At 73.5% G+C, this 22,662-nt stretch carries 20 protein-coding genes and 1 tRNA gene; 6 read left to right on the forward strand and 15 right to left on the reverse strand.

The features are described from left to right. Positions 1-22: 22 nt before the first annotated feature. The 8 genes from def to EDD39_RS01595 all read right to left on the reverse strand — a co-directional run bounded on the left by def (position 23) and on the right by EDD39_RS01595 (position 7,546). Positions 23-649, reverse strand: coding sequence for a peptide deformylase (def, locus tag EDD39_RS01560; RefSeq protein WP_123553022.1), 627 nt, complete (start codon positions 647-649; stop codon positions 23-25). An 82-nt stretch (positions 650-731) separates the two neighbouring features. Continuing rightward, positions 732-1,715: a tetratricopeptide repeat protein gene (locus EDD39_RS01565; RefSeq protein WP_123553023.1), complete on the reverse strand. Its 984-nt coding sequence runs from the start codon at positions 1,713-1,715 to the stop codon at positions 732-734. A 107-nt stretch (positions 1,716-1,822) separates the two neighbouring features. Next, complete coding sequence (locus EDD39_RS01570; protein ID WP_123553024.1) at positions 1,823-3,160, reverse strand: HD-GYP domain-containing protein; 1,338 nt, start codon at positions 3,158-3,160, stop codon at positions 1,823-1,825. Next, positions 3,157-4,551: an HD-GYP domain-containing protein gene (locus EDD39_RS01575; protein WP_123553025.1), complete on the reverse strand. Its 1,395-nt coding sequence runs from the start codon at positions 4,549-4,551 to the stop codon at positions 3,157-3,159. The genes EDD39_RS01570 and EDD39_RS01575 overlap by 4 nt, the downstream gene beginning before the upstream one ends. Before the next feature lie 189 nt (positions 4,552-4,740). Then, positions 4,741-5,103, reverse strand: coding sequence for a mycothiol system anti-sigma-R factor (gene rsrA / locus EDD39_RS01580; protein ID WP_030462816.1), 363 nt, complete (start codon positions 5,101-5,103; stop codon positions 4,741-4,743). Further along, positions 5,100-5,750, reverse strand: coding sequence for a sigma-70 family RNA polymerase sigma factor (locus EDD39_RS01585; RefSeq protein WP_051828030.1), 651 nt, complete (start codon positions 5,748-5,750; stop codon positions 5,100-5,102). The genes rsrA and EDD39_RS01585 overlap by 4 nt, the downstream gene beginning before the upstream one ends. A gap of 351 nt (positions 5,751-6,101) precedes the next feature. Continuing rightward, entirely contained in the window at positions 6,102-6,758 is a 657-nt protein-coding gene (locus EDD39_RS01590) for an alpha/beta hydrolase family protein (protein ID WP_123553026.1), read from the reverse strand. A 50-nt stretch (positions 6,759-6,808) separates the two neighbouring features. Continuing rightward, positions 6,809-7,546: an SOS response-associated peptidase gene (locus EDD39_RS01595; protein WP_123553027.1), complete on the reverse strand. Its 738-nt coding sequence runs from the start codon at positions 7,544-7,546 to the stop codon at positions 6,809-6,811. 116 nt (positions 7,547-7,662) lie between these two features. Here EDD39_RS01595 and EDD39_RS01600 point away from each other — a divergent pair, with 116 nt between their 5' ends. The 5 genes from EDD39_RS01600 to hisN all read left to right on the forward strand — a co-directional run bounded on the left by EDD39_RS01600 (position 7,663) and on the right by hisN (position 12,019). Further along, on the forward strand, positions 7,663-8,370 hold the full coding sequence (locus EDD39_RS01600; protein WP_123553028.1) for a M50 family metallopeptidase: 708 nt from the start codon (positions 7,663-7,665) through the stop codon (positions 8,368-8,370). 28 nt (positions 8,371-8,398) lie between these two features. Beyond that, complete coding sequence (gene aroA, locus EDD39_RS01605; protein ID WP_123553029.1) at positions 8,399-9,718, forward strand: 3-phosphoshikimate 1-carboxyvinyltransferase; 1,320 nt, start codon at positions 8,399-8,401, stop codon at positions 9,716-9,718. Positions 9,719-9,733: 15 nt separating this feature from the next. Then, positions 9,734-10,789 (forward strand): ribosome small subunit-dependent GTPase A, encoded by a 1,056-nt coding sequence (gene rsgA / locus EDD39_RS01610; protein WP_123553030.1) that lies wholly within the window; start codon positions 9,734-9,736, stop codon positions 10,787-10,789. Between the two features lie 89 nt (positions 10,790-10,878). Further along, a complete protein-coding gene (locus EDD39_RS01615; RefSeq protein ID WP_030462823.1) occupies positions 10,879-11,202 on the forward strand; it encodes a DMT family transporter in 324 nt (107 codons plus the stop codon). A gap of 19 nt (positions 11,203-11,221) precedes the next feature. Next, positions 11,222-12,019 (forward strand): histidinol-phosphatase, encoded by a 798-nt coding sequence (gene hisN / locus EDD39_RS01620; protein WP_123553031.1) that lies wholly within the window; start codon positions 11,222-11,224, stop codon positions 12,017-12,019. A 178-nt stretch (positions 12,020-12,197) separates the two neighbouring features. Here the strand turns inward: hisN and EDD39_RS01625 are convergent, their stop codons facing one another. From EDD39_RS01625 to EDD39_RS01640, 4 genes are all read right to left on the reverse strand, one after another. Beyond that, positions 12,198-14,150, reverse strand: coding sequence for a tetratricopeptide repeat protein (locus EDD39_RS01625; protein WP_244256563.1), 1,953 nt, complete (start codon positions 14,148-14,150; stop codon positions 12,198-12,200). A gap of 352 nt (positions 14,151-14,502) precedes the next feature. Next, positions 14,503-16,521, reverse strand: coding sequence for a glycosyl hydrolase family 18 protein (locus EDD39_RS01630; RefSeq protein WP_244256564.1), 2,019 nt, complete (start codon positions 16,519-16,521; stop codon positions 14,503-14,505). Between the two features lie 272 nt (positions 16,522-16,793). Further along, positions 16,794-16,867: transfer RNA gene (locus EDD39_RS01635), tRNA-Met, on the reverse strand. A gap of 57 nt (positions 16,868-16,924) precedes the next feature. Further along, positions 16,925-19,873 (reverse strand): UPF0182 family membrane protein, encoded by a 2,949-nt coding sequence (locus EDD39_RS01640; RefSeq protein ID WP_123560039.1) that lies wholly within the window; start codon positions 19,871-19,873, stop codon positions 16,925-16,927. Between the two features lie 166 nt (positions 19,874-20,039). Between EDD39_RS01640 and EDD39_RS01645 the strand changes: the two genes are divergently transcribed. Then, positions 20,040-20,600, forward strand: coding sequence for a PPA1309 family protein (locus tag EDD39_RS01645; protein WP_030462828.1), 561 nt, complete (start codon positions 20,040-20,042; stop codon positions 20,598-20,600). Between the two features lie 46 nt (positions 20,601-20,646). Here EDD39_RS01645 and EDD39_RS01650 read toward each other — a convergent pair whose 3' ends face one another. The 3 genes from EDD39_RS01650 to EDD39_RS01655 all read right to left on the reverse strand — a co-directional run bounded on the left by EDD39_RS01650 (position 20,647) and on the right by EDD39_RS01655 (position 22,581). Then, the gene (locus EDD39_RS01650) at positions 20,647-21,729 is read right to left on the reverse strand and encodes a YlbL family protein (protein WP_123553033.1); all 1,083 of its coding nucleotides are present in this window, start codon (positions 21,727-21,729) and stop codon (positions 20,647-20,649) included. An 83-nt stretch (positions 21,730-21,812) separates the two neighbouring features. Then, on the reverse strand, positions 21,813-21,980 hold the full coding sequence (locus EDD39_RS39200; RefSeq protein WP_162869913.1) for a hypothetical protein: 168 nt from the start codon (positions 21,978-21,980) through the stop codon (positions 21,813-21,815). A gap of 160 nt (positions 21,981-22,140) precedes the next feature. Further along, on the reverse strand, positions 22,141-22,581 hold the full coding sequence (locus EDD39_RS01655) for a molybdenum cofactor biosynthesis protein MoaE (RefSeq protein WP_244256565.1): 441 nt from the start codon (positions 22,579-22,581) through the stop codon (positions 22,141-22,143). Positions 22,582-22,662: the final 81 nt, after the last annotated feature.

Genomic DNA, 22,662 nt, shown 5'->3' on the forward strand with positions numbered 1-22,662 from the left:
GGTGCGGCCCTCCGCCGTACCGTCAGCCGTTCGGGACGGTGGCGTACTTGGGGGTGCCGTCGGCCATCTGCCGCAGCGCGTCCTTGCGGTCCCGCTTGGAGAGCCGGTCGATGTACAGGTACCCGTACAGGTGGTCGGTCTCGTGCTGCAGGCAGCGGGCGAAGAAGCCGGTGCCCTCGACCCGGACGGGGTTGCCGTCCTTGTCCTGGCCGGTGACGGCCGCGTAGTCGGGGCGGGCCAGCTCCTGGTAGGCGGTGGGCACCGACAGGCAGCCCTCCTGGCCGTCGTCCAGCGCCCGGCGGCCGGCCGGCAGCTCCTCCAGCACCGGGTTGACCACGTGCCCGATGTGCCGGACGCCCTCGTCGTCGGGGCAGTCGTAGACGAAGACCTTCAGGTCGACGCCGATCTGGTTGGCGGCCAGGCCGACGCCCTCCGCCGCGTACATCGACTGGAACATGTCGTCGATCAGCGCGGACAGCTCGCCGTCGAACGCGGTGACGGTCCTGACCTCGCGGTGCAGCACCGGGTTGCCGACCACGGTGATCGGACGGGCGGTGCCCCTGGTCAGGTCGGGCTCCTCGCCGACCACCCGCCGGGGCCCGGTCCCCTCGTCCTCGTGCGCGTGCTCGTGGTCGTGCTGCTCGGCCATCGCTCGGTTCCGCTTTCGTCCGCATCCGCCTGGTGTACCGGTCCAGGGTACGGGGCGCGGTCCGGCCGCGGGCGGCCCCGGGTCAGCAGACCTCTTCGAGGTCCCGGTAGGCGCGGGTGGCCGGGGAGGCCGCGGCCCAGCGCTCCAGCAGGGCCCGGACCAGGCCGGCCGGCGCGGCGATCCCGCACTCCCGCTCGACCTGCCAGGGGCCGCCGGCCGAGCCCTGGCTGAGGTGGCTGAGGTGGCCGGGGTGCAGCGGGTCGCCGTCGTCGTGCGGGTCGTGGTGCGCGGTGTGGCCGTCGTCGATGGCCATCCGGGACTCCGAGCAGGTGCGGCACAGCAGCCGCACCGAGGACGTCCAGTCCTCGGCGGCGTACCCGGCGTCGGCCACCGTCTTCTCCAGCGCGTCCCGGTCGGTGGCGGTGGCGGCCTGCAGCAGCACCACCCAGGTCGGCACGGGCGACGGCGCCCACAGCTCGATCTCGTCGAAGACCGGGTAGGCGACGCCGTCGGCGACCCGCTCGCCGTGCGGGGCGCCGTCGTGCAGCACCACCTCGCCCCAGCGGCGGCCGGAGGACGGCAGCGGGATGGACAGCACCTCGATCCGGGCCGGGTCGAGCCGCCGCCCCCACACCACCTCGGACTCGCCGTCCGGGGACAGCCGCACCGGGGTGGTGCCCAGGTCCAGCTCGATCGGCCCGTCCAGCCCGGGCCCGCCGGGCAGCCGCAGCCCGTACGCCTGCCAGGCGCGGCGGGCCAGCGGCCAGTCCTGCAGGGCGGTGGCGGTGATGCCGAGGTTCCACCAGTCCGGGGCGCCGTGCTGGCGGTCGAGCAGCGCGACGGCGCGCAGGCCGGCCGAGCGGGCCTGCTCCCAGTCGCGGCGGAACTTGTGCAGCAGGGCCAGGTTGAACCAGGAGTCGGACAGCCACGGTTCCAGGTCGGCGGCCATCACCAGCAACGCCCCGGCGTCCTCGTAGCGGCCGTCTCCGATCAGGGTGAACGCACGGTCGGTGGTCTGCCGCCAGGTCGCCGACGGACGGTGCCGTGCGCGGTGGAAGATCCTCACGTTGGTCCCTTGCCGTCGGTCGTCACCGGGTCGCCCCGCCTCCGGGTCTTCCCGCCACGACCGCATCCAACCACGCCCGCCCCCGGCCGCGCGCCCCGCGCGGCCATTCAGGCCGCCGGGCGGCAGCGGCGGTCCGGGCCGCGGGCGGCGCGGTGGCCGCGGCGGCCGAGCCGGGCCAGCGCGTCCAGCACCACCGGGTCGTAGCCGTGCCCGGCGTCCAGCCGCAGGTGCTCCAGCGGGTCGAGCAGCCCGGCCCGGGGGCGGTCGGCGGCGGCGGTGCGCAGGTCGTCGTGGGCGTTGGCGACCCGGATGATCCGGGAGGCCAGCGGCAGGGTGGGGTCGTGCCGGCCGTCGGCGAGGCGGCACGGGTCGGCCAGCCTCGCGACCTGCTGCCACACCTGCCGAGGCACCCCGGTGCGCTGGATCACCTCGCTGCCGAGCCGGGCGATCCGCTGCTGCTCGCCGTCCGGCAGCAGCGCGGTGGCCCCGCCCGGGACGGGCTCGACCAGCGACAGCTGCCCGATGTCGTGCATCAGCGCGGCGTACTCGAGCAGCGTCAGTTCCCGGCTGCCGAGGCCGAGTTCGCGCCCCAGCGCGCACGCCGTGTCGGCGACCCGGCGGGCGTGCCCGGGGGTGGTGTACCCGGCGATCTCGGTGGCCCGGGCCAGCGTCTCGATGGTCTGCCCGGTGGTGGCCCGCACCGCGACGGCCCGCCGGAACGACGCCTGGGCGAGGATCAGCGGCAGGCAGAACACCGGCAGCGCCCACAGCCCGGCCTCCCCGGCGAGCAGGCTCAGCAGCAGTCCGGTGGCGACCTGCGCGGAGCCGATGCCGAGCAGCGCGTGCAGCTGGTCGTCCAGCGCGGCGGCGTACCGCAACCCGGTGCGGGCGCACTGCTGGACGGCGGCCAGCACCGCGTCGCCGAGCGCGGTCAGCGCGGCGACCCCGGCGAGCAGCGCCCCGTAGGCGGGTCCGGGCATCCGGTCGGTGACGCCGGAGTTGTACAGCGGCTGGAACAGCAGGGCGGCGAACGCCACGGTGACCAGTCGGCGGGCGGCGGCGTCCAGGCCGGCCAGCGGGGCGCGCGGCCGGTGCCGGACGGCGGCCAGCGCCCACTGCCCGGCGAGCTGGGCGCCGAGCCCGAGCAGGGTGCCGACCGCGGTGACGCCCGCGACCTGCAGCATCCCGTGCGTGGTGGGCAGCCCGTGCAGCGGCCCGAGCAGCGCGTACGCGAGGGCGACGGCGGTGGCGACGGGCGCGGGTTCGCGGTCGCCGGGCAGCGCGGGCCCGGCGCACTGGCCGAGGCCGATCAGCACGGCGAAGGCCAGGGCGACGCCGCGCTGGGCGACGCCGTCGGCCAGCGCGTGCAGGACGGCGGCGGCCCCGAGCGTGACGGCCGCGGCGAGCAGCAGGTCGGCCGGGACCGGGCGGCGGCGGGTGTTCACGCCGCTCCCCCGGCCGGCAGGCCGGTGCCGGACTGCTGGGGCAGCCGGGCCGGCTCGGGCACGCCGAGCGGGATGTCCGGCACCTCGCCGTCCCAGCCGCCGGGCGGCGGCGGTTCGGGCTGCCAGCCGTGCTCGGCGACGGCCTCGACCAGCGCGCCGACCATCACCGGGTCGAACTGGCTGCCGGCGCACCGCTCCAGTTCGGCGACCGCCTCGGGGACGGGACGGCCGCGCCGGTAGGAGCGGGTGGAGGTCATCGAGTCGAAGGCGTCGGCGACCGAGATGATCCGGGCGAACTCGGGGATCCGCTCCCCGGTCAGCCCGTGCGGGTAGCCGCGGCCGTCCATCCGCTCGTGGTGGTGCAGGATGCCGTCGCGGCCCTCGCCGAGGAAGTCCAGCTGCCGCACCAGCTCGTGCCCGAACACCGGGTGCACCTCGACGGCGCGCCGCTCGGCGTCGGTCAGCGGCCCGTTGCGGCGCAGCAGTTCGGTGGCGACGGCGAGCTTGCCGACGTCGTGCAGCGTCCCGGCGAAGTGCAGGGTGCGGATCCGGTCCTCGGCCAGGCCGAGCTGGCGGGCGATCAGCACCGAGGCCCGGCCGACCCGTTCGCTGTGGCCGCGGGTGTACGCGTCCTTGATCTCCACGGCTTGCACCAGGGCCTGGACGGTGGCCCGGTGCGCGGTCCGCTCGCGGTGGCCCTGCGCGGACAGCCAGGCGGTGATGGTCAGCGGCAGCAGCCCGAGCACGGCGGCGAACGCCCCGTACGGGCCCTGCCACAGCACCGCGATCATCAGGCCGCCCGCGCCGTGCAGCAGCGCGGCGGGCGCGGCCCGGCGCAGCGCCCGGGCCGCGCCGGGCCCGGCGGCGCCGCAGGTCAGCCGGACCATGCCGGCCACCAGCACGCCGTTGACCAGACAGAACGTCAGGATCGCGCCCAGCGCGCCCAGCGCGGCGCCGGGGAAGCGGGTGCCGAGCAGCAGCCGGACCCCGCCGAGCAGCCGGAACACCTCGGCGGCGGCGGCCGCGGCCAGGGCCAGTTGGGCGGCGTTCCACACCCGGCGCAGCCCGCGCGGGTGGGCGGCCGGGCCGAGCAGCGCCCCGGGCAGGGCGACCAGGGCGGCCGCGGCGGGCGGCAGCATCAGCACGCCCGCGAACAGCACCGGGAAGAAGCCGCTGCCCCGCGGGTCGGCCGGGGCCTCGTCGGCGGGGCGGCCGCGCAGCCGGCGCCAGACCCGGGCGCACGGGGTGCGGGCGCCCTGCGCCAGCGACTCCAGGCACATGTGCAGCAGGGCCAGCAGGCCGATCCGGGGCCAGTCGGGCCGGGGGCCGGCGACGGCCAGCGGGAGCAGCACCGCGAACGCGGCCGCCAGGACGGCGGCCAGGTAGCCCAGGGCCCGCCCCGGCAGGGCGGCGGCGCTCCGCTGGCGTTCGCTTCCGCTGGCGATCTCGGCCTCCCCAGCCCGTTCCGGGCCCTCCGACGTGAGGACTCGTCAGAGAATAGGGCCCGCCCGCGCGGGTGCGGCGCACGATCGCGTATTGCCGCAGCCGGAGCAGCGACAGCTCACCCGATCGAGTGAGTGCTACTCGGCGGTCGCCACCGCGGAGCCGTGTCCGGCCGTTCCGTCGACCGTCACCTCGACGCTCACCGCGGACACCTCGATCACCGAGGTGTCCACCTCTCCCGAGCGCTGGGTGCGGATCGAGTCGATCCGGGCCAGCACCTTGGCCCGCAGGTCGGTCGGGGGCGCGTCGCACCCGCAGGAGCGCTTGATCAGCGCCTTGATCGCCTGCTCCAGGCCGTACTTCTCCAAGCACGGCGAGCACTCGTCGAAGTGCACCCGCAGCTTGGCGCAGTCGCCCTCGGGCATCTCGTTGTCGAGGAATTCGTAGAGGTGGTCGAGCACCTCTCCGCACTCGGTCTCGTGCGGATCGCCGCAGCTCATGAGCCCGCGCCCTTCGCTTCCTGCCCTGCACCGGTACCGGCCGGGACCAGCCCCCGCTCGCGGGCGTAGTCCTCCAGCATGCCGCGCAACTGACGGCGGCCACGGTGCAGTCGGGACATCACCGTACCGATGGGTGTACCCATGATGTCCGCGATCTCCTTGTACGCAAAGCCCTCGACGTCCGCGAGGTACACCGCGATCCGGAATTCCTCCGGGATGGCCTGGAGCGCGTCCTTCACGTCGCTGTCCGGCAGGTGGTCGAGCGCCTGCGCCTCGGCCGAGCGCAGCCCGGTCGACATGTGCGACTCGGCGCGCGCCAGCTGCCAGTCCTCGATCTCCTCGGCCGCGGTGCGCTGGGGTTCGCGCTGCTTCTTGCGGTACGAGTTGATGAACGTGTTGGTGAGGATGCGGTACAGCCAGGCCTTGAGGTTGGTGCCCTCACGGAACTGGTGGAACGACGCGTACGCCTTGGCGAACGCCTCCTGGAGCAGGTCCTCCGCATCGGCCGGGTTGCGGGTCATCCGCAGCGCCGCCGAGTACATCGGGTCCAGGTAGCCGAGCGCGTCGCGCTCGAAGCGTGCGCGCCTGGCCTGCTCGCTCTCGTTCTCGGACACCCGGAAGGTGTCCTCGCCGATCGCCTCGGCCAGTTCGTCGCCGGTGAGCTGTTCGCCCTCCGGTCGGCCCTGGTCGGCGCCAGCAGCGCCCGACACGGCCGCGTCATCGGTCCCGACGACCGGACCCACCTCCTCGGAAACCCGCACACGGCCCACCTCGGGCCGACCCGGAAGCGAGGATATCGGGCTGACCGGCTTCTCGCCCGCGACAACCCACTCCGACCAGTCCGGCAGGAGCGCGGACTGCGCGGCCCGCTCTTCCGGCCGCTCGCGGCACGCGATCGAACCCATGGACCCTGCCTTTCCACCGGGGGCATGTTCTGACGCCTCGTGCAACCCCGTCGGCCGCCGCCGCATTCCCGGCCCCGCGCACCGAGGCGCAACTCACGTCCGCCGCCGCGGCCTTGCCGCCGGGGCCCGGCGGAGCCAGTCGGCGACCGCCGCGGTGACCAGGCCCAGCGCCTCGTCCTGGGTCAGCGGGGCCTTCTTCGGGACCTTGAAGCCGTGCGCGGCGTGCGGGACGCCGGCCAGGCGGTGGGTGGCGGGCAGTTCCGGGAACTCGCCGGGGGTGCCGAAGGTGTCCGCGCCGCCCTGCACCACCAGGGTGGGCAGGCCGGTGGCGAGCAGTTCGTCCGCCCGGCTCCGCTCCGGCCTGCCGGGCGGGTGCAGCGGGAAGGCCAGCGCGAGGACGCCCGCGGCGCCGAGGGCGGCGGAGGTGCGGCAGGCGACCCGGGCGCCGGCGCTGCGGCCGCCCGCGTACACCGGCAGCCCCTCCCCGGCCGCGGCGGCGAACTGCGCGGGCCAGCCGGCGTCGAGGGCGGCCGGGGCCGGGGCGAGCTTGCGCCCGGCCACCCGCCAGGGCTGCTCGGCGAGCACCACGGTGACGCCGCCCCGCGGCAGCGCGGCGGCCAGCGCCTGCAGGTCGGGCGCCTCGACGCCGCCGCCCGCCCCGTGCCCCAGGAGCAGGACGGCCCGCGCCCCGGCGGCCCGGAACCAGTGGAGCCGGGCGTCCCCGGCGGGGGTCTCGACGGTCTGCTGCACGGCGCCGAGCGTACCCGGGCCCGGTTCCCCGCCGCGGCGGCCGGGCGGGCTCAGAACAGCGTGGTGAGGTCGTCCTCGGTGAGCGGGCGGGTCAGGCCGGGGTGGTTGTTGCGGATCCTGCCGACCTCGTCGGGGACGGCGTGGATGCGCAGGTCGCCGGGCGGGGGCGGGGTGAGGTCGGCGGTCCCGGCGTGCGGGTCGAGCCAGGCGTCCCAGCGGTCGGGGCCGAGGTAGAGCGGCATCCGCTCGTGGACGGGGGCGAGCAGCGGTTCGGCGGCGGTGGTGACGACGGTGCAGGTGACCAGCCAGGCGTCGGGGTGGTCGCCGGGGCGCTCGCGGTCGCGCCAGAACTCGTACAGCCCGGCCAGGGCGAGCGGCGCGCCGTCGGCGCGGTGCACGAAGTAGGGGCGGCGGGGCGGGCGGGAGACGTCGTCGGTGGGGGCGGTCTGCCACTCGTAGTAGCCGTCGACGGGTATCAGGCAGCGCCGGGAGGCGTACGCCTGCCGGTAGGCGGGCTTCTCGTGGACGGTCTCCGCCCGGGCATTGATCATCTTGACCGCGGTCTCGGGGCTGCTCGCCCAGCCGGGCACCAGGCCCCAGCGCAGGACGTGCAGTTGGCGCACGGGGCGGCGCTGCCCGCGCGGGGCCCGGTCGAGGACGGCGTAGGTCCGCGCGGTGGGGGCGACGTTCCAGCTGGGGGCGATCGTCTCGGTCGGGTCCCACTGCTCGACGCCGAACAGGCGGACCAGTTCGGCGGGTTCGGTGGAGGAGGCGAAGCGTCCGCACATGGCGTCCAGCTTGCCAGAGCGGGCGGGAGCAGAACCACCGGCTACCGGCGGCCCGTCCTTCCGTGGGAGGCTGCCCGCCCCGGGCTGGGGAGACGACGGTGATCGGAGGTCGGCGGATGGACTTCGCACAACTGTGGGACCGGGTGACGGCCGTGCAGCCGGACCCTCCGCACTGGCTGGTGTGGGGCGCCGCGGCGGTGGCGCTGCTGGCGGTGGCGGTGCGCCCGGTGTGGATGTGGACCCGCACCGTGGTGACGATCGCGCACGAGGGCGGGCACGGGCTGACCACGCTGCTGACCCGGCGGCGGCTGTCGGGCATCCGGCTGCACTCGGACACCTCGGGGCTGACGGTCTCCTCCGGCAGGCCGACCGGCCCGGGCATGGTGCTGACCGCGGCGGCGGGCTACCCGGCGCCCTCGCTGCTGGGCCTGGGCGGGGCGGCGCTGCTGGCCGCGGGCCGGACCACCGCGCTGCTGTGGATCGGCATCGCGCTGCTGGCGGCGATGCTGCTGACGCTGCGCAACCTGTTCGGGGTGCTGGCGGTGCTGGTGACGGGCGGGGCGTTCGTCGCGGTGTCCTGGTACGGGACGGCCGAATGGCAGGGGGCGTTCGCCTACCTGGGGGTGTGGTTCCTGCTGCTGGCGGGGGTGCGCCCGATGCTGGAGCTGTGGGTGACCCGGCGGCGGCGCGGCGGCGCGCCCGGCTCGGACGCCGACCAGTTGGCGCGGCTGACGGGGGTGCCGGGGGCGCTGTGGGTGGTGGCGTTCCTGGCGGTGGCGCTGGCCTGCCTGGGGCTCGGGGCGGCCTGGCTGCTGCCCCGGTAGCGGCACGGCGCCTCATAGACTTGGCGCCATGACCGACTCCCTGTGGCCCGCTCCCGTCGCCACCGCCGCCGTGGACGCGACCGTGACGATCCCCGGCTCGAAGTCCGCGACCAACCGCGCGCTGGTGCTGGCCGCCCTCGCCGACGGCCCGGGCTGGGTGCGCCGCCCGCTGCGCAGCCGCGACTCGCAGCTGATGGCGGACGGCCTGCGGGCGCTGGGCGTGACGGTCGAGGAGACGGTGAACGCGGCGTCCGGCGGCACCGGCGGCGGCGAGGCGTGGCGGGTCATCCCGGCCGAGCGGCTGCGCGGCCCGGCGCACGTGGACGTGGGCAACGCCGGGACGGTGATGCGCTTCCTGCCGCCGCTGGCCACCCTGGCCGACGGCCCGGTGCACTTCGACGGCGACCCGCGCAGCCACGAGCGCCCGCAGCACGGCGTGATCGACGCGCTGCGCGCGCTGGGCGCCCGGATCGAGGACGGCGGCCGCGGCGGCTTCCCGCTGACCGTGCACGGCACCGGCGCGCTGGACGGCGGCGCGGTGGAGGTGGACGCCTCGTCCTCCTCGCAGTTCATCTCGGCGCTGCTGATCTCCGGCGCCCGGTTCAACCACGGCGTGGAGATCCGCAACACCGGCGGGCCGGTGCCCTCGCTGCCGCACATCCGGATGACCGTCGACATGGTCCGCAAGGCCGGCGGCCAGGTCGACGCGCCGGAGGACGGCGGTGAGAAGGACGTCTGGCGGGTCACCCCGGGCGCGCTGATCGGCCGCGACCTGGTGGTCGAGCCGGACCTGTCGAACGCGGCCCCGTTCTTCGCGGCGGCGCTGGCCACCGGCGGCCGGGTCACCGTCCGGGACTGGCCGAAGCACACGTACCAGCCGGGCGACCAGCTGCGCGAGATCTACACCGCGATGGGCGGCTCCTGCGAATTCGTGGACGACGGGCTGCAGTTCACCGGCACCGGCAAGGTCCACGGCATCGAGGCGGACCTGCACGACGTCGGCGAGCTGGCCCCGGTGATCGCCGCGGTGGCGGCGCTGGCCGACTCCGAGTCGCACCTGTACGGCATCGCCCACCTGCGGCTGCACGAGACCGACCGGCTGGCCGCGCTGGCCAAGGAGATCAACGCGCTGGGCGGCGACGTCTCGGAGACGGAGGACGGCCTGCGGATCCGGCCCCGCCCGCTGCACGGCGGCGTCTTCCACACCTACGAGGACCACCGGCTGGCCACCGCCGCCGCCGTCCTGGGCCTGGCCGTGGAGGGCGTGCTGGTGGAGGACGTGGCGACCACCGCCAAGACCCTGCCGGACTTCCCGCAGATGTGGGCCGACCTCCTCGGCCAGGGCTGACGGGGGATCACCAGCATGCGCCGCTACGACAAGAACGCCGACGAGGACGACATCCGCAGCCGCCCGGGCCGCCGGGGCTCCCGCCCCCGCACCCGGATCCGGCCCAAGCACGAGGACGCCGCCGAGGCGATGATCCTCACCGTGGACCGGGGCCGGATGACCTGCCTGGTCGACGGCGGCACGAAGGACGAGCGCCAGGTCGTCGCGATGAAGTCCCGCGAACTGGGCCGCAAGGGCGTCGTCGTCGGCGACACCGTCAGCGTGGTCGGCGACCTGTCCGGCGAGCCGGACACGCTGGCCCGGATCGTCCGGGTCGAGGAGCGCAGCTCGGTGCTGCGCCGCACCGCGGACGACGACGACCCGTACGAGCGGATCGTGGTCGCCAACGCCCAGCAGATGGCCATCGTCACCGCGCTGGCCAACCCCGAGCCGCGCCCCCGGCTGATCGACCGCTGCCTGGTGGCGGCGTTCGACGCCGGGATGGAGCCGCTGCTGGTGCTCACCAAGGCCGACCTGGCCTCCGCCGACGAACTGCTGGAGTCGTACGCGCCGCTGGGCATCCGCTACGTGGTGACCCGGGCCGACGAGCTGGAGACCGCCGGGGCGGAGGCCGTCCGCGAGCACCTGCGCGGGCGGACCACGGTGTTCATCGGGCACTCCGGCGTCGGCAAGACCACCCTGGTCAACGCGCTCGTCCCGGAGCACCGGCGGACCACCGGCCGGGTCAACTCCGTCACCGGCCGGGGCCGGCACACCACCGTCTCGGCGCTGGCCCTGCGGCTGCCCCCGCCGCCCGGCGCCAAGCCGGGCTCGAAGAAGGCGCTGGACCCGGGCTGGGTGATCGACACCCCCGGCTTCCGCTCCTTCGGCCTGTCCCACATCGACCCGTCCCGGGTCATCCACGCCTTCCCCGACCTGGAGCCGGGCACCGCCGACTGCCCGCGCGCCTGCTCGCACGACGAACCGGACTGCGCGCTGGACGCCTGGGTCGCCGACGGCCACGCCGACCCGGCCCGGCTGTACTCGCTGCGCCGGCTGCTGGCCACCCGCGAGGCGCACGAAGAGGACTGAGAATTCACGGCGATCACGAGTCGCTGGGGCCGCTGCGCTGGGTAACGATAGGAAGGTCACACCGTCCTACCTGACAGGGAGTCAACCCGATGGCATGGGCCATGGTGATCCTCGCCGGTCTGCTGGAAACGGGATTCGCGGTCAACCTCAAGCTCAGCCACGGCTTCACCAGGCTCTGGCCCACCATCAGCTTCGCGCTCTTCGCGCTGGGCTCCTTCGGCCTGCTCACCCTCTCCCTGAAGACCCTCCCGGTCGGCAGCGCCTACGCGGTGTGGACCGGCATCGGCGCGGCCGGCACCGCGGTGTACGGGATGGTCTTCCTCGGCGAGTCCTCCTCCACCCTCAAGCTCGTCTCCATCTCCCTGGTCATCGCGGGCGTGATCGGCCTGCAGCTCAGCGGCTCGGGACACTGAGTCCGCTAGGGTTCCGTGCATGGCCGACTACCACGACGACCTCCGACTCGCCCACGTCCTCGCCGACTCGGCCGACTCGATCACCATGGAGCGGTTCAAGGCGCTCGACCTGAAGATCGAGACCAAGCCCGACCTGACCCCGGTCAGCGACGCCGACAAGGCCGCCGAGGAACTCGTCCGCTCCGTCCTGCAGCGGGCGCGGCCCCGGGACGCCGTGCTCGGCGAGGAGTACGGCCTGCAGGGCTCCGGCCCGCGCCGCTGGGTGATCGACCCGATCGACGGCACCAAGAACTACGTCCGCGGCGTCCCGGTCTGGGCCACCCTGGTGGCCCTGCTGGAGGAGCAGCCCGACGGCGAGCACGTCCCGGTGGTGGGCATCGTCTCCGCCCCCGCGCTCGGCCGCCGCTGGTGGGCCGCGAAGGACCTGGGCGCGTTCGCCGGCCGCAGCCTGGCCAAGTCCCAGCGCATCCACGTCTCCAAGGTCTCCCGCCTCGCCGACGCCTCGCTCTCCTTCTCCTCCCTCAGCGGCTGGGAGGAGCGGGCCCGCCTCGACGCCTTCCTCGACCTCACCCGGATCTGCTGGCGCACCCGCGCCTTCGGCGACTTCTGGTCCTACATGATGGTCGCCGAGGGCGCCGTCGACATCGCCGCCGAACCCGAGCTCTCCCTCTGGGACATGGCCGCCCCCTGCGTCATCGTCCAGGAGGCCGGCGGCCGCTTCACCGGCCTCGACGGCATCGACGGCCCCACCGGCGCGGACGCGGTCGCCACCAACGGCATCCTCCACGAGGCCGCACTGCGCTCGCTCAGCGTGTAGGGCGCACCACCGGGGAGCGCGCCACCAGAAAGCGCACCAACGGGGGCGCGGGGAACTGCGCGGCCGACCCAGCACGCACAGCGAGATCGCGACGCAGGACGATCAGTTGCACTATTTCGCGATCTTGCCGGCGTGCTCCTTCCGCCGCGCGCAGTTCCCCGCGCCCCTGCCTGTCCCCCTACGCGCTGAGCTCCGCGTTGAGCGCTCCCAGCAGCCGCCCCGCCCGCTCCGCAACCTCCGCCGGGCCGTACTCCGCCGCGCGCTTGCACCAGTTCTCGGCCTGGACGGCCTCGCCGCGCCGCAGGGCGAGCAGGGCGAGCCGGAGGGCTGCCCGGCCGTGGCCGGCGTCGGCGGCGCGGGTGTACCAGAGCATGGCCTCGGCCTCGCTGTCCTGGCGGGCGAGCAGCAGGCCGAGGTTGAAGGCGGCGCTGCGGCTGCCGCCCTCGGCGGCGCGGCGGTACCAGCTCTCGGCGATCTGGAGGGCGCCGCGCTCGGCGGCGCGGACGCCCATCCGGACCTGGGCGCGGCGGTGTCCGGCGTCGGCGGCGATCGCGTACCAGTGTTCGGCCTCGGCGTCGGCGTCGCCGCGGCGGTCGAGCAGCGAGGCGAGCCGGAAGGCTCCCTCCGCGGAGCCGCCGTCGGCGGCCTGCCGGTAGCGTTCGAGCGCGCCGGTGAAGTTGCCGCGCTGTTCCTGGGCGACGGCGAGTTGCAGGGCGGCCTCGCCGTGGCCCTCGGCGGCGGCGCGGGCGTACCACTCCTGGGCCTGCCGGGTCTCGCCGCGGCCGGCGTGCAGGACGCCGAGGTTGAAGGCGCCGTCGACGGAGCCGGCTTCGGCGGCCTTGGAGAACCAGGGTTCGGCGCCGGACTCGTCGCCGCGCTGGAGCAGCACGACGGCGAGCGCGTTGCAGGCTTCGCGGTGTCCGGCGTACGCGGCGCGGCGGTACCACTGCTCGGCCTGGGCCTCGCGGCCGGCGCCGGCGCAGAGCAGGCCGAGGTTGAAGGCGCCGTTGTGGTCGCCGGCGTCGAGGGCGGCGCGGTACCAGCGTTCGGCGACGGTGTTCTCGCCGCGGCCGGCGTGCAGGGCGCCGAGGGCGTTGGCGGCGGTGCCGTCGCCGGCTTCGGCGGCCTCCTGCCACCATTCGGCGGCGGCGGCGAGGTCGCCGGTGTCGCGGAGCAGGAAGCCGAGGGCGCAGGCGGCGCGGGCCTCGCCGTTCTGGGCGGACTGCCGGTACCAGCGGGCGGCTTCGTCGAGGTCGGCGCGGGCTTCGAGCAGGACGCCCAGGCGCAGCGCGGCGCGGGCGTGGCTGCGGGCGGCGGCGGTGCGGTACCAGGTCTCGGCGGTGTCCTTGTCGCCGGCGGCTTCGCGCATCCGGGCGAGGCGGTAGGCGGCTTCGCGGTGGCCGGAGTCGGCGGCGGCCTTGAACCAGCGTTCGGCGCGGACGTCGCGGCGGTGCTCCATGAGGTCGCCGAGGGCGTAGGCGCCGAGCGGGTGGCCCTGTTCGGCGGCGTAGTGCAGCCAGTACTCGGCGGCCTCCTCCTCGCCCTGGTCGCGCAGTTGCAGGCCGAGGGCGTGGGCGGCGGGGGCGGATCCGGCGACGGCGGCCTGCCGCCACCACTGGGCGGCCTCGGTGCGGTGGCCCTGCTGGTGGAGCAGGACGCCGAGGTTGTTGGCGGCGGCGCGCAGGCCCGCGGCGGCGGCGGAGCGCAGGTACGGTTCGGCGTCGCGCAGGTCGCCGCGACGCAGCAGGAGGGCGCCGAGCTGGCTGGCGGCGTTCGGGTCGCCGGCGTCGGCGGAGCCGCGGTGGCGGGCTTCGAGGGCGGCCTGTTCGCGGGCGGCGAGGGCAGTCTCGAAGCTGTCGGCGGCGTCGTCGTCGGGGTCGATGAGGTCGCGGACGGAGGCGGCGGCGACCTGCTCGGCCGTCAGGTGGACGAGGCTCTCGGGGCCGTAGCCGGTCACGTCGGTGCCGCCCGCAGTGCCGCGCTGGGCGGGCAGGCTGCCGGTGGACGGGCCGGCGGGCCGGTCGGCGGCCCGGGTGCCGGTGCCGCTACCGGTCTCGGTGTCGGTCCCGGTGTCCGGGGTGGTGCCGGCCGCCTGTCGTTCTCCCGTCCCGCTGTTGCCGATGAGCTTCATGCCGACTCCCGCTCCCCCCGAGTGTCGCGGCATCCGCCCGGGGCCGTCGGCCCTGGGCGCCTCCCCCGGGGGGCGCGCCGGACCGGACGGCCGGTCAGCGGCCGTGCCGCGTCCCCCTCGTGGTTCATCGTCGCATCACCCGCACACCGCGTACACCTGCTCCGTCCGTTTTGGCGGAGCGGGGCCGAAGCCCGGCGAGATCGCTTCGGTTCTTTGTCGATTTCCCGACACTGAGCCCCACAAACCCCGGCCACGCATCGTACCGGAGTCGATCAACTCTCCGCGCGCGCAAGGGGGAAGGCCCGGAGGGCGAAATCCTCCGGGCCTTCCTTAAAGGGTTCTTGACGGAGCCTCAGCTCACGCTGAAGTCGTCGGCCTGGTAAGCGCCCTGTCCGTACCAACCATGCACCCAGACGGTGACCGAGGTCACCGCGGCACCGGTGGTGAACTTGGTGGACAGCTGCGTCCACGCGCTCCCGCCGGGGGTCCAGGTCGAGCTGTCCGCGCCGGAGCCGGTGACGCCCAGGTAGGTGTAGTTGCCCTTGACCCAGGCGGACAGCGTGTAGGTGGTGTTCGGCTTGACCGTGACGGTCTGCTGGCACTGCGCGGTGTCACCGGCGCTCGCGTTGCCCTGCAGGGCGTACGAGCCGGTGTGGCCGCCGCTGACCACCGCGCCGCCGCTGCCCGCGCAGGTCCACGGGCTGAGCGCGCCGGACTCCAGGCCGGGGTTGGCCACGATCCCGCCGCCGGGCGAGGTCGGCGAGGAGGACGGGCTGGTGGTCGGGCCGGTCGGCGAGGTCGACGGGCTGGTGGAGGGCGAGGTCGACGGGCTGGTCGACGGCGACGGCGAGGAGGACTTCGTCGGCGAGGCGCTGGCGCTGGGCGAGCCGGTCGGCGGGGCCGGGCAGGAGGCGGCCGAGCCGTTGGTGGCGTTCATCAGCGGGTTGAGCAGCGCCGCGTTCGGGTCGTCGTACAGCGAGAACACGAACGATCCGCCGAGGCCGTTGCAGTGCGCGTAGTCCATCTTGGCCTGGATGGACTTGGCGTTCTCGCCGGACCAGAAGTTGTTGCCGTCGTAGAAGTACGCCGCCTGCGAGGCCGGGTCCCAGTAGGTGTAGCTGGGGTTGTCGACCGTCCCGAGCAGTTCCTTGTACATCCGCACGCCGTTGACGTTGCCGGAGTTCGGCGCGCCCTGGGCCGGCCCGCTGGCGGGTTGGAACAGCCCGTGGTTGGCCCCCGCCGCCACGCCCGTCCAGCCGCGGTAGTACAGCGGGACGCCCATGTTCAGCTTGTTCGCCGGGAACCCGCCGGGGATGCCGTACGAGGAGTCGCCGACCGTGTACGCCTTGACCGCCTCGTCGATCGAGTACTTGGCGTTGCCCGGCGGCACGTTGTTCATCGGGTCGTTCGGGTTCTGGTAGACCGGCGTCTGGTGGTTGGTCGGCCCCTGGGCCTCCCAGCCGCCGTGCATGTCGTACGTCATCGGGTCCGCGAAGGTCAGGTACTGCCCGATCTTGTCGGTCTCGATGTACTGGATCTTGTCCTGGCCGGCCGGCAGCGCCGCGCTCAGCGCGTAGGTCTTGCCGTCCGCGCTGCCCTGGGTGTTGAGCTGGTTGCGGAACTCGGCCAGCAGGGCGGTGAAGTTCTGCTTGTCGTTCGGCGAGGCGTGGTTGCCGAGGTGGCCGCCGCCGCCCGGGTACTCCCAGTCGATGTCGAAGCCGTCGAAGATGCCCTTGCCGGTGCCGGCGCCGCCGTAGCCGCCCTGCGCGGGCAGGTTGCCCTTGATGAACATGTCGACGCAGGACGAGACGAACTTCTTGCGCGCGGCGTCGTTGGCCGCCACGTCGGAGAAGTACTTGGAGTACGTCCAACCGCCGATCGACATCAGCACCTTGAGCTTCGGGTACTTCGCCTTCAGCTCCTGGAGCTGGTGGAAGTTGCCCGCCAGTGGCTGGTTCCAGGTGTCGGTGGAGTTGTCCACGCTGTTGCCGTTGGCGAAGGTCTTGGCGTAGTCGGCGTAGTAGTCGCCCGCGCCGTCACCGGCGTTCGGGTTGTTCTCGTCCTGCGAGGCCGCCGAGTTCGGCTCGAAGCAGGTCAGGTTGTTGGGGTCGATGTTGGCGAAGTCGTACAGCAGGTAGTCGAGCTTCCCGGCCATGCCGTTGGTGTCGACGTTCTTGAGGTAGAAGGCGTTCGAGTAGATCGACCACTGGTCGAAGTACGCGACCTTCATGCCACCGCTGGTGGCGGGGGCCCCGGTCGTGTTGCCCGGCCCGGCGGTCGCGCTGGGGGCTCCCAGCAGCGACACCGCTCCGGCGAGCAGCGTGGCGGCCGCGGCCGTGACGGCCCAGGCCCTGCGGTTGTTGCGATGCATGCGGATGTGCCTCTCTCCTGTCACGTGGGGATGCAGGAACGCCGTCCGACACCCGGTCGGGGAGAGCGGCAGACGGAACCAGAACGCGATCAATTCCCGTTACTGGTAAAGGAGTTGCAACGCATCAGGACGGGCGGTGGGGGCCGCCCGTCATGGGCATGACCCAGATTGGACTGGACCACATGGGGTGTCAATCGACCGGACACCCAAGGAATGGCAAAGGGAACGACGAAGGCCCGGAGGCTGATGCCTCCGGGCCTTTCGCTACTGAGTAGCGGGGACAGGATTTGAACCTGCGACCTCTGGGTTATGAGCCCAGCGAGCTACCGAGCTGCTCCACCCCGCGTCGGTGAAACCACTGTATCACGATCACGGGGTGAACCAACAAACCGGTTCCCGCAGCTCAGCCGGTGGGCGAGGCCGCGGGCGAGGCGGCGGGCGAGGCGGTGGACGAGACCGCGGGCGGAGCGCCGCCGGCCTTCTGCTCGGCGGCCATCGCGTCGCCGATGGCCTTCTTCAGCGCCTCCTGGGCCTTGCCGTACGCCGCCCAGTCGCCGTTCTTCATCGCCGCCTGGCCGTCGTCGAAGGCCTTCTGCGCCTCGGTGAGCGCCTTCTGCACCTCCGGGCTGTCCGGCGTGGTCGGCGTCGTGGGCGTGGTCGGCGTGGTCGGCGTCCCGGTGCCCGGGTTCTGCGGATCGGCCGGGGCGGTCGGGGTGGTGGCCCCGTTAGCCGCGCCGCCGAGCACCTTGGCCAGCGCCTGGTCCAGGGTGTCCTCGAGCGCCACGTTGTGGTCGCCGTACACCGCCAGCACCTTCTTCAGCACCGGCACCTTGGCGCCGCGGGCCACCAGGTACACCGGCTCCACGTTGAGGATGCCGCCGCCGACCGGCAGGGTCAGCAGGTTGCCGTACACCACGTCGGAGTCGGTGCCGCTGCGCAGCAGCGTCAGCTGGCGGGCCACCTCGGAGTCGGAGTTGAACTTCGCCTGGGTCAGCGCCGGGCCGAGCGCGCCCGAACCGGACGGCATCCGCAGGATCCGCAGCTTGCCGTAGCCCGGGCCCGGGTCGGCGTCGGCGGTCATGAACGCGGCCAGGTTCTTGCGGCCCGAGGGCACGAAGGAGGTGGTCAGCGAGAAGCTGGCCGCCTTGGCGTCCGGCATCCGCAGCGTCAGGTAGTACGGCGGCTGCACCTCGTGGGTGTTGACCGTCGGGTCCTCCGGCACCTCCCAGATGTCGGTGCCGTTGAAGAACGCCGTGGCGTCGGTCATGTGGTACTGCCCGAGCAGGTCGCGCTGCACCTTGAACAGGTCCTGCGGGTAGCGCAGGTGCGGCAGCAGGGTGGCCGGGACGTCCGCCTTCGGCTTCACCGTGCCCGGGAACGCCTTCATCCAGGTCTTCAGCACCGGGTCGGCCTCGTCCCACTGGTAGAGCGTCACCTCGCCGGTGTACGCGTCCACGGTGGCCTTCACCGAGTTGCGGATGTAGTTGACCTGGTTGACGGCGGTCAGGGTGCGGCCGCGCTGGTCGGTCAGCGAGTCCTTGGTGGCGTCGCCGAAGGTGGTCTTGGACGAGAACGGGTACCCGTCCGAGGTGGTGTAGCCGTCCAGCACCCACACCAGCCGGCCGTTCTCCACCACCGGGTACGGGTCGGCGTCGATCGACAGCCACGGCGCGACCTTCTCGACCCGCTCCTTGGGGGTGCGGTCGTACAGGATCTTCGCGTCGTCCTTGATCGCCCCCGAGTAGAGCAGCTGCGGCTCGGCGAACTTCACCGCGTACGCGGCCCGGGTCAGCGGGTTGTTCAGCGAGACGCCGCTGCCGCCGCTGTACTGGGAGGTCTGGTCCGGCTGTCCGTCCCGGGTGTAGTCGATCTCGTCCATGCCGGGCCCGACGACGGAGTACATCGTCGTCTTCTCGCCGTAGTACACCCGCTGCTCGTACGCGCCCAGGTCGCCCTCGGCGGGCAGCGCGTGCTCGGTGTAGACCGGGTTGCCGTTGGCGTCGACCTGGTTGCCCTTGGCGGCGACCACGCCGTACCCGTGGGTGTACTTGAAGTGGTCGTTGATGAAGTTGCGCTGCTGCACGCCGGTCAGGTCCAGCTCGCGCACGCCCAGCACGGTGTCCTGGTCGCCGTAGCGGTCCACGTCCAGCGTCTTGGGGAACGCGTAGTAGTTGCGCAGCGCCTGGTTCTGCTGGAACGTCGGCGAGACCACGTTCGGGTCCAGCAGCCGGATGTCCGAGACGGTCTGCGCGTCCTGCTTGAGCTTGTCGGCGTCGGTCGAGTCGGTCGGCGTGTACTGCTGTTCGGCCGCGTCCGCGATGCCGTACGCCTGCCTGGTCGCGTCGATGTTCTTCTGGATGTACGCGGTCTCCTTGGCCTGCTCGTTCGGCTTGACCTGGAACTGCTGCACCAGCGCCGGGTAGAGGCCGCCGACCAGCAGCGCGGACAGCGCCATCAGCCCGAAGCCGATCAGCGCCGGTGCCCAGGTCCGCCGGATCGGGGTCAGGAAGAACAGCAGCGCGCAGATGATCGCCACGAAGAACAGGATCGTCTTGGCCGGCAGGAACGCGTTGGCGTCCACGTAGCGCAGGCCGGTCCAGCCGTCGACGTTCTTGTACGACTCGCTCTTCACCGCCAGCGCATACCGGTCCAGCCAGTACGCCACCGCCTTCAGCAGCACGAACACGCCCAGCAGCACGGCCAGGTGGCCCTGCGCCCCGGCGCTCGCCCGCCGCCCGGGGCCCTGCAGCCGCAGGCCCCCGTACAGGTAGTGCACGGCGGTCGCCGCCAGCAGCGAGACGATCACCGCGCTGAACGCGAAGCCCAGCACGAACTGGTACCAGGGCAGGTCGAACGCGTAGTACGAGACGTCCTGGTGGAACTGGCTGTCCTTCACGCCGAACGGGGTGCCGTTGACCCACAGCATCCACGTCCGCCACTGCGCGCCCGCCGCGGCGCCGGCCGCCAGGCCGACCAGCAGCGACAGGCCGACCATCAGCCACTTGCGGAACGGCGCGATGCCCGTCCGGTAGCGGTCCAGGCTCTGCTGCTCCACCGACATCGCGGCCAGCGGCGGCCGCAGCCGGTGCGCCAGCCACAGGTTGAACCCGACGACCAGGGCCATCAGCAGCCCGAAGACCGCGAACAGGCCCGCCTTGGCGCCCAGTTGGGAGGTGAACACCGAGCCGTAGTGCACCGAGTCGAACCACAGCCAGTCGGTCCACAGGCCCGCGAACATCACGAACAGCAGGAACAGCGCCGCCAGGACGCCCACCGTCAGCAGCAGCACCTTCGCCCGGCGCGACGGCGGCCCGACTCTCGCTCGGAAACCCGGACCGGAGCGGTCCGGCATCTGGAAGGTCAAGGCGCCACCTCAGCTGTCGTCGTCATCGGGAATGCCGCCGCCGCAGCGGTCGCGGACGGCGGTCTCCCCATGCAACTTAATTCGTCTTTACCTGAGTTCCCGGCGGCTGCGTCGGAGTTGGAGCGGGCACCCCCGGGCATGTGAGGATGACCCCATGTCCGACTCCCCTGACCTGACCGCCGCCGCCTCCGGCCTCCCCGCGGCCACCCCCCTCACCCGGGCCGCCCTGGAGATCGACGAGCACGCCGCGACCCTCGGCTGGGACCTCCCGGCCCGCCTGTTCGCCCTGGTCGACAACGCCCAGATGCGCAAGGCCAACCCGCGGCTCGCCTCGCAGCTCGGCCTGGACGACAACCCGACCGGCCTCACGCCGGTCGAGCAGGAGGAGATCCCCCCGGGCACCGAGCTCGACCGCTTCCTCGGCACCATCGCCTGGCCGGACGGCGTGGTCGGCTGCGCCCTGGTCGTCGAGCGCCTGATGCTCCCGCCCGGCGCCGAGTCCTCCCGGCCGAAGAACGCCGGCGAGAAGGAGATCAACGACTGGGTGGCCACCCACCCGCAGCGCCAGGAGGTCCGGATCACCGCGGCCGTCCTGCGCGACGGCTCCAAGGAGGTCGCGCTGCGCCTGCGCGAGAAGGACCTCGCCCGCGAGGTCCTCACCGGCCCCGAGCTGGTCCCCAACCTGACGGACGCCCTGCTCTCCACCTTCTCCTAGCGCTCCCGGCGGGCCCCTCCCCGGGGCCCGGCCGCTCAGCCCCGGCTCAGCCGCAGCTCGGCAGCGCCGCCTTGTCGCCGCCGCGGATGCTGTCCAGGGCCTTCACCGCGCCGTCCAGGTTCTCGACCTTGACCAGGGTCAGCCCGGACGGGGTGCCCTTGACCGCCTCGGAGCAGTTGTCGGCGGGGGTGAAGAAGTACTCGGCGCCCTTGTCCCGGGCCGCGATCAGCTTCATCTGGATGCCGCCGATCGGGCCGACCGCGCCGTCGTCGTCGATGGTGCCGGTGCCCGCCACGAACTTGCCGCCGGTGAGGTCGGTGGGGGTGAGCTTGTCGACGATGCCGAGGGCGAACATCAGGCCGGCGCTGGGGCCGCCGACGTCCTGCAGGCCGATGTCGATCTTGAACGGGTAGACGTGGTCGACGCCGGGCGTGATGCCGACGACCGCCCGCTCCGGGCCGCTGTCCGCGGACTTGCCGGTCACGATCGGCACCTCGACCCGGTCCGCCGGGTCCGGCGAGGCACCGGCCTTGGCGTGCGGGACCACGGTGAAGACCACGGTCTCGCCCGGCTTGTGCTTGGTCACCTGCGCGGCCACCTGGGTCTGGCCGGTGATGGCCGTGCCGTCCACCGCGACGATCTGGTCGCCCGCGTGCAGCTTGCCCTCGGAGGGCCCGCCGGCGGCCACCGAGGAGACGATGATCTCGGTGCTGACCGGGATGCCCAGCTCCTTGAGCGCCGCGGTCTTGGCGCTGTCCTCGGAGGAGGCGAACTGCTCGGCGTTCTCCTGCTGGGCCTCCTGGTCGGTCTGGCCCTTCGGGTAGACGTTGTCGTGCGGGACGACCAGCACGTCGTCCCGCATCCAGCCGACCAGCGCCGAGACCAGGCTCGGCTGGTAGTTCGCCCCGGTGACCTGGACCGTGGTCATGTTGAGGTGGCCGCTGGTCGGGTAGGTCTCGTGGCCGGTGATGGTGATCACCGGCGTGCCGGTCTTGTCCTGCGTGCCGAGGGTGTTGTACGTCGGCCCCGGGCTCATCTCGGTGAACGGCACCTTGAACAGGACCGAGGCACAGAGCAGGCCTATCAGCAGCAGGGTGGCGGCGAGCATCGTCGCCGATCGGCGTGGCATGCCACGACAGTACGGGAAGTGCCGGACGGGGTGTACCGCCGGTCCGCGCCCCGCACCACCGATCGGGGACGGGGCGGCGGCGGTCAGTCCCGGGCGCCGGTACTGCGCTCCATCGCGGCGCGGAAGCGCTCGTGCTCGGCGAGCGAGGACGGATCGGTCGTGGCGCGGGGCGGGCGGGCCGCCCAGGTCGCCCAGACCGCGGCCAGCACCCCGGCCACCACAGGAATGCTCAACCAGGCGAGCACAGCCATTTTCGGACTCCCCACAGGCTCGTCATGCGTATCAGCAGATTAACCGCCTGCTGGGGGAACGGCGCGAGCGGCATCCGGGTTACGGGACGCGGTCCGCTCTTCACCACAAGGTGTACCGCCGAACGGGCAACGAGCGCCGCCCGGACCGGACACGGGGGCGTCAGCAGGAGCCGGCGCCGACCCACTCCTCCTCGCCGTCGGCGAAGACCTGGTGCTTCCAGATCGGCACCTCGTGCTTGAGGTCGTCGATCAGCCGCCGGGAGGCCGCGAACGCCTCGCCGCGGTGCGGGCAGGACACCGCGACGATCACCGCGACGTCGCCGACCTCCAGCCGGCCGGTGCGGTGCACCGCGGCCAGCGCCCGGACCGGGAAGTCCGCGCAGACCTTCTCGGCGATCCGGCGCAGCTCGCGCAGGGCGGTCGGGTGGGCGCTGTACTCCAGCGCGGCGACCGGCTTGCCGCCGTCGTGGTCGCGCACCGTGCCGACGAACAGGGTGGTGCCGCCGGCCGCGTCGTCGCCGACCGCGGCGTGGACCTCGTCGAGCGAGAGCGCGCTCTCGCGGACGTCGAGCAGGCGGATCGGGTCGTGGTTCTCGGACATGCCCACCATCATTCCGCATCCCCGGCGACCGACCGCAAGGATTTTCGTATCACGATGCGGTAATTCCGTCATGCGAAAAGC

This window comes from Kitasatospora cineracea (genome assembly GCF_003751605.1).
Lineage (GTDB): Bacteria > Actinomycetota > Actinomycetes > Streptomycetales > Streptomycetaceae > Kitasatospora > Kitasatospora cineracea.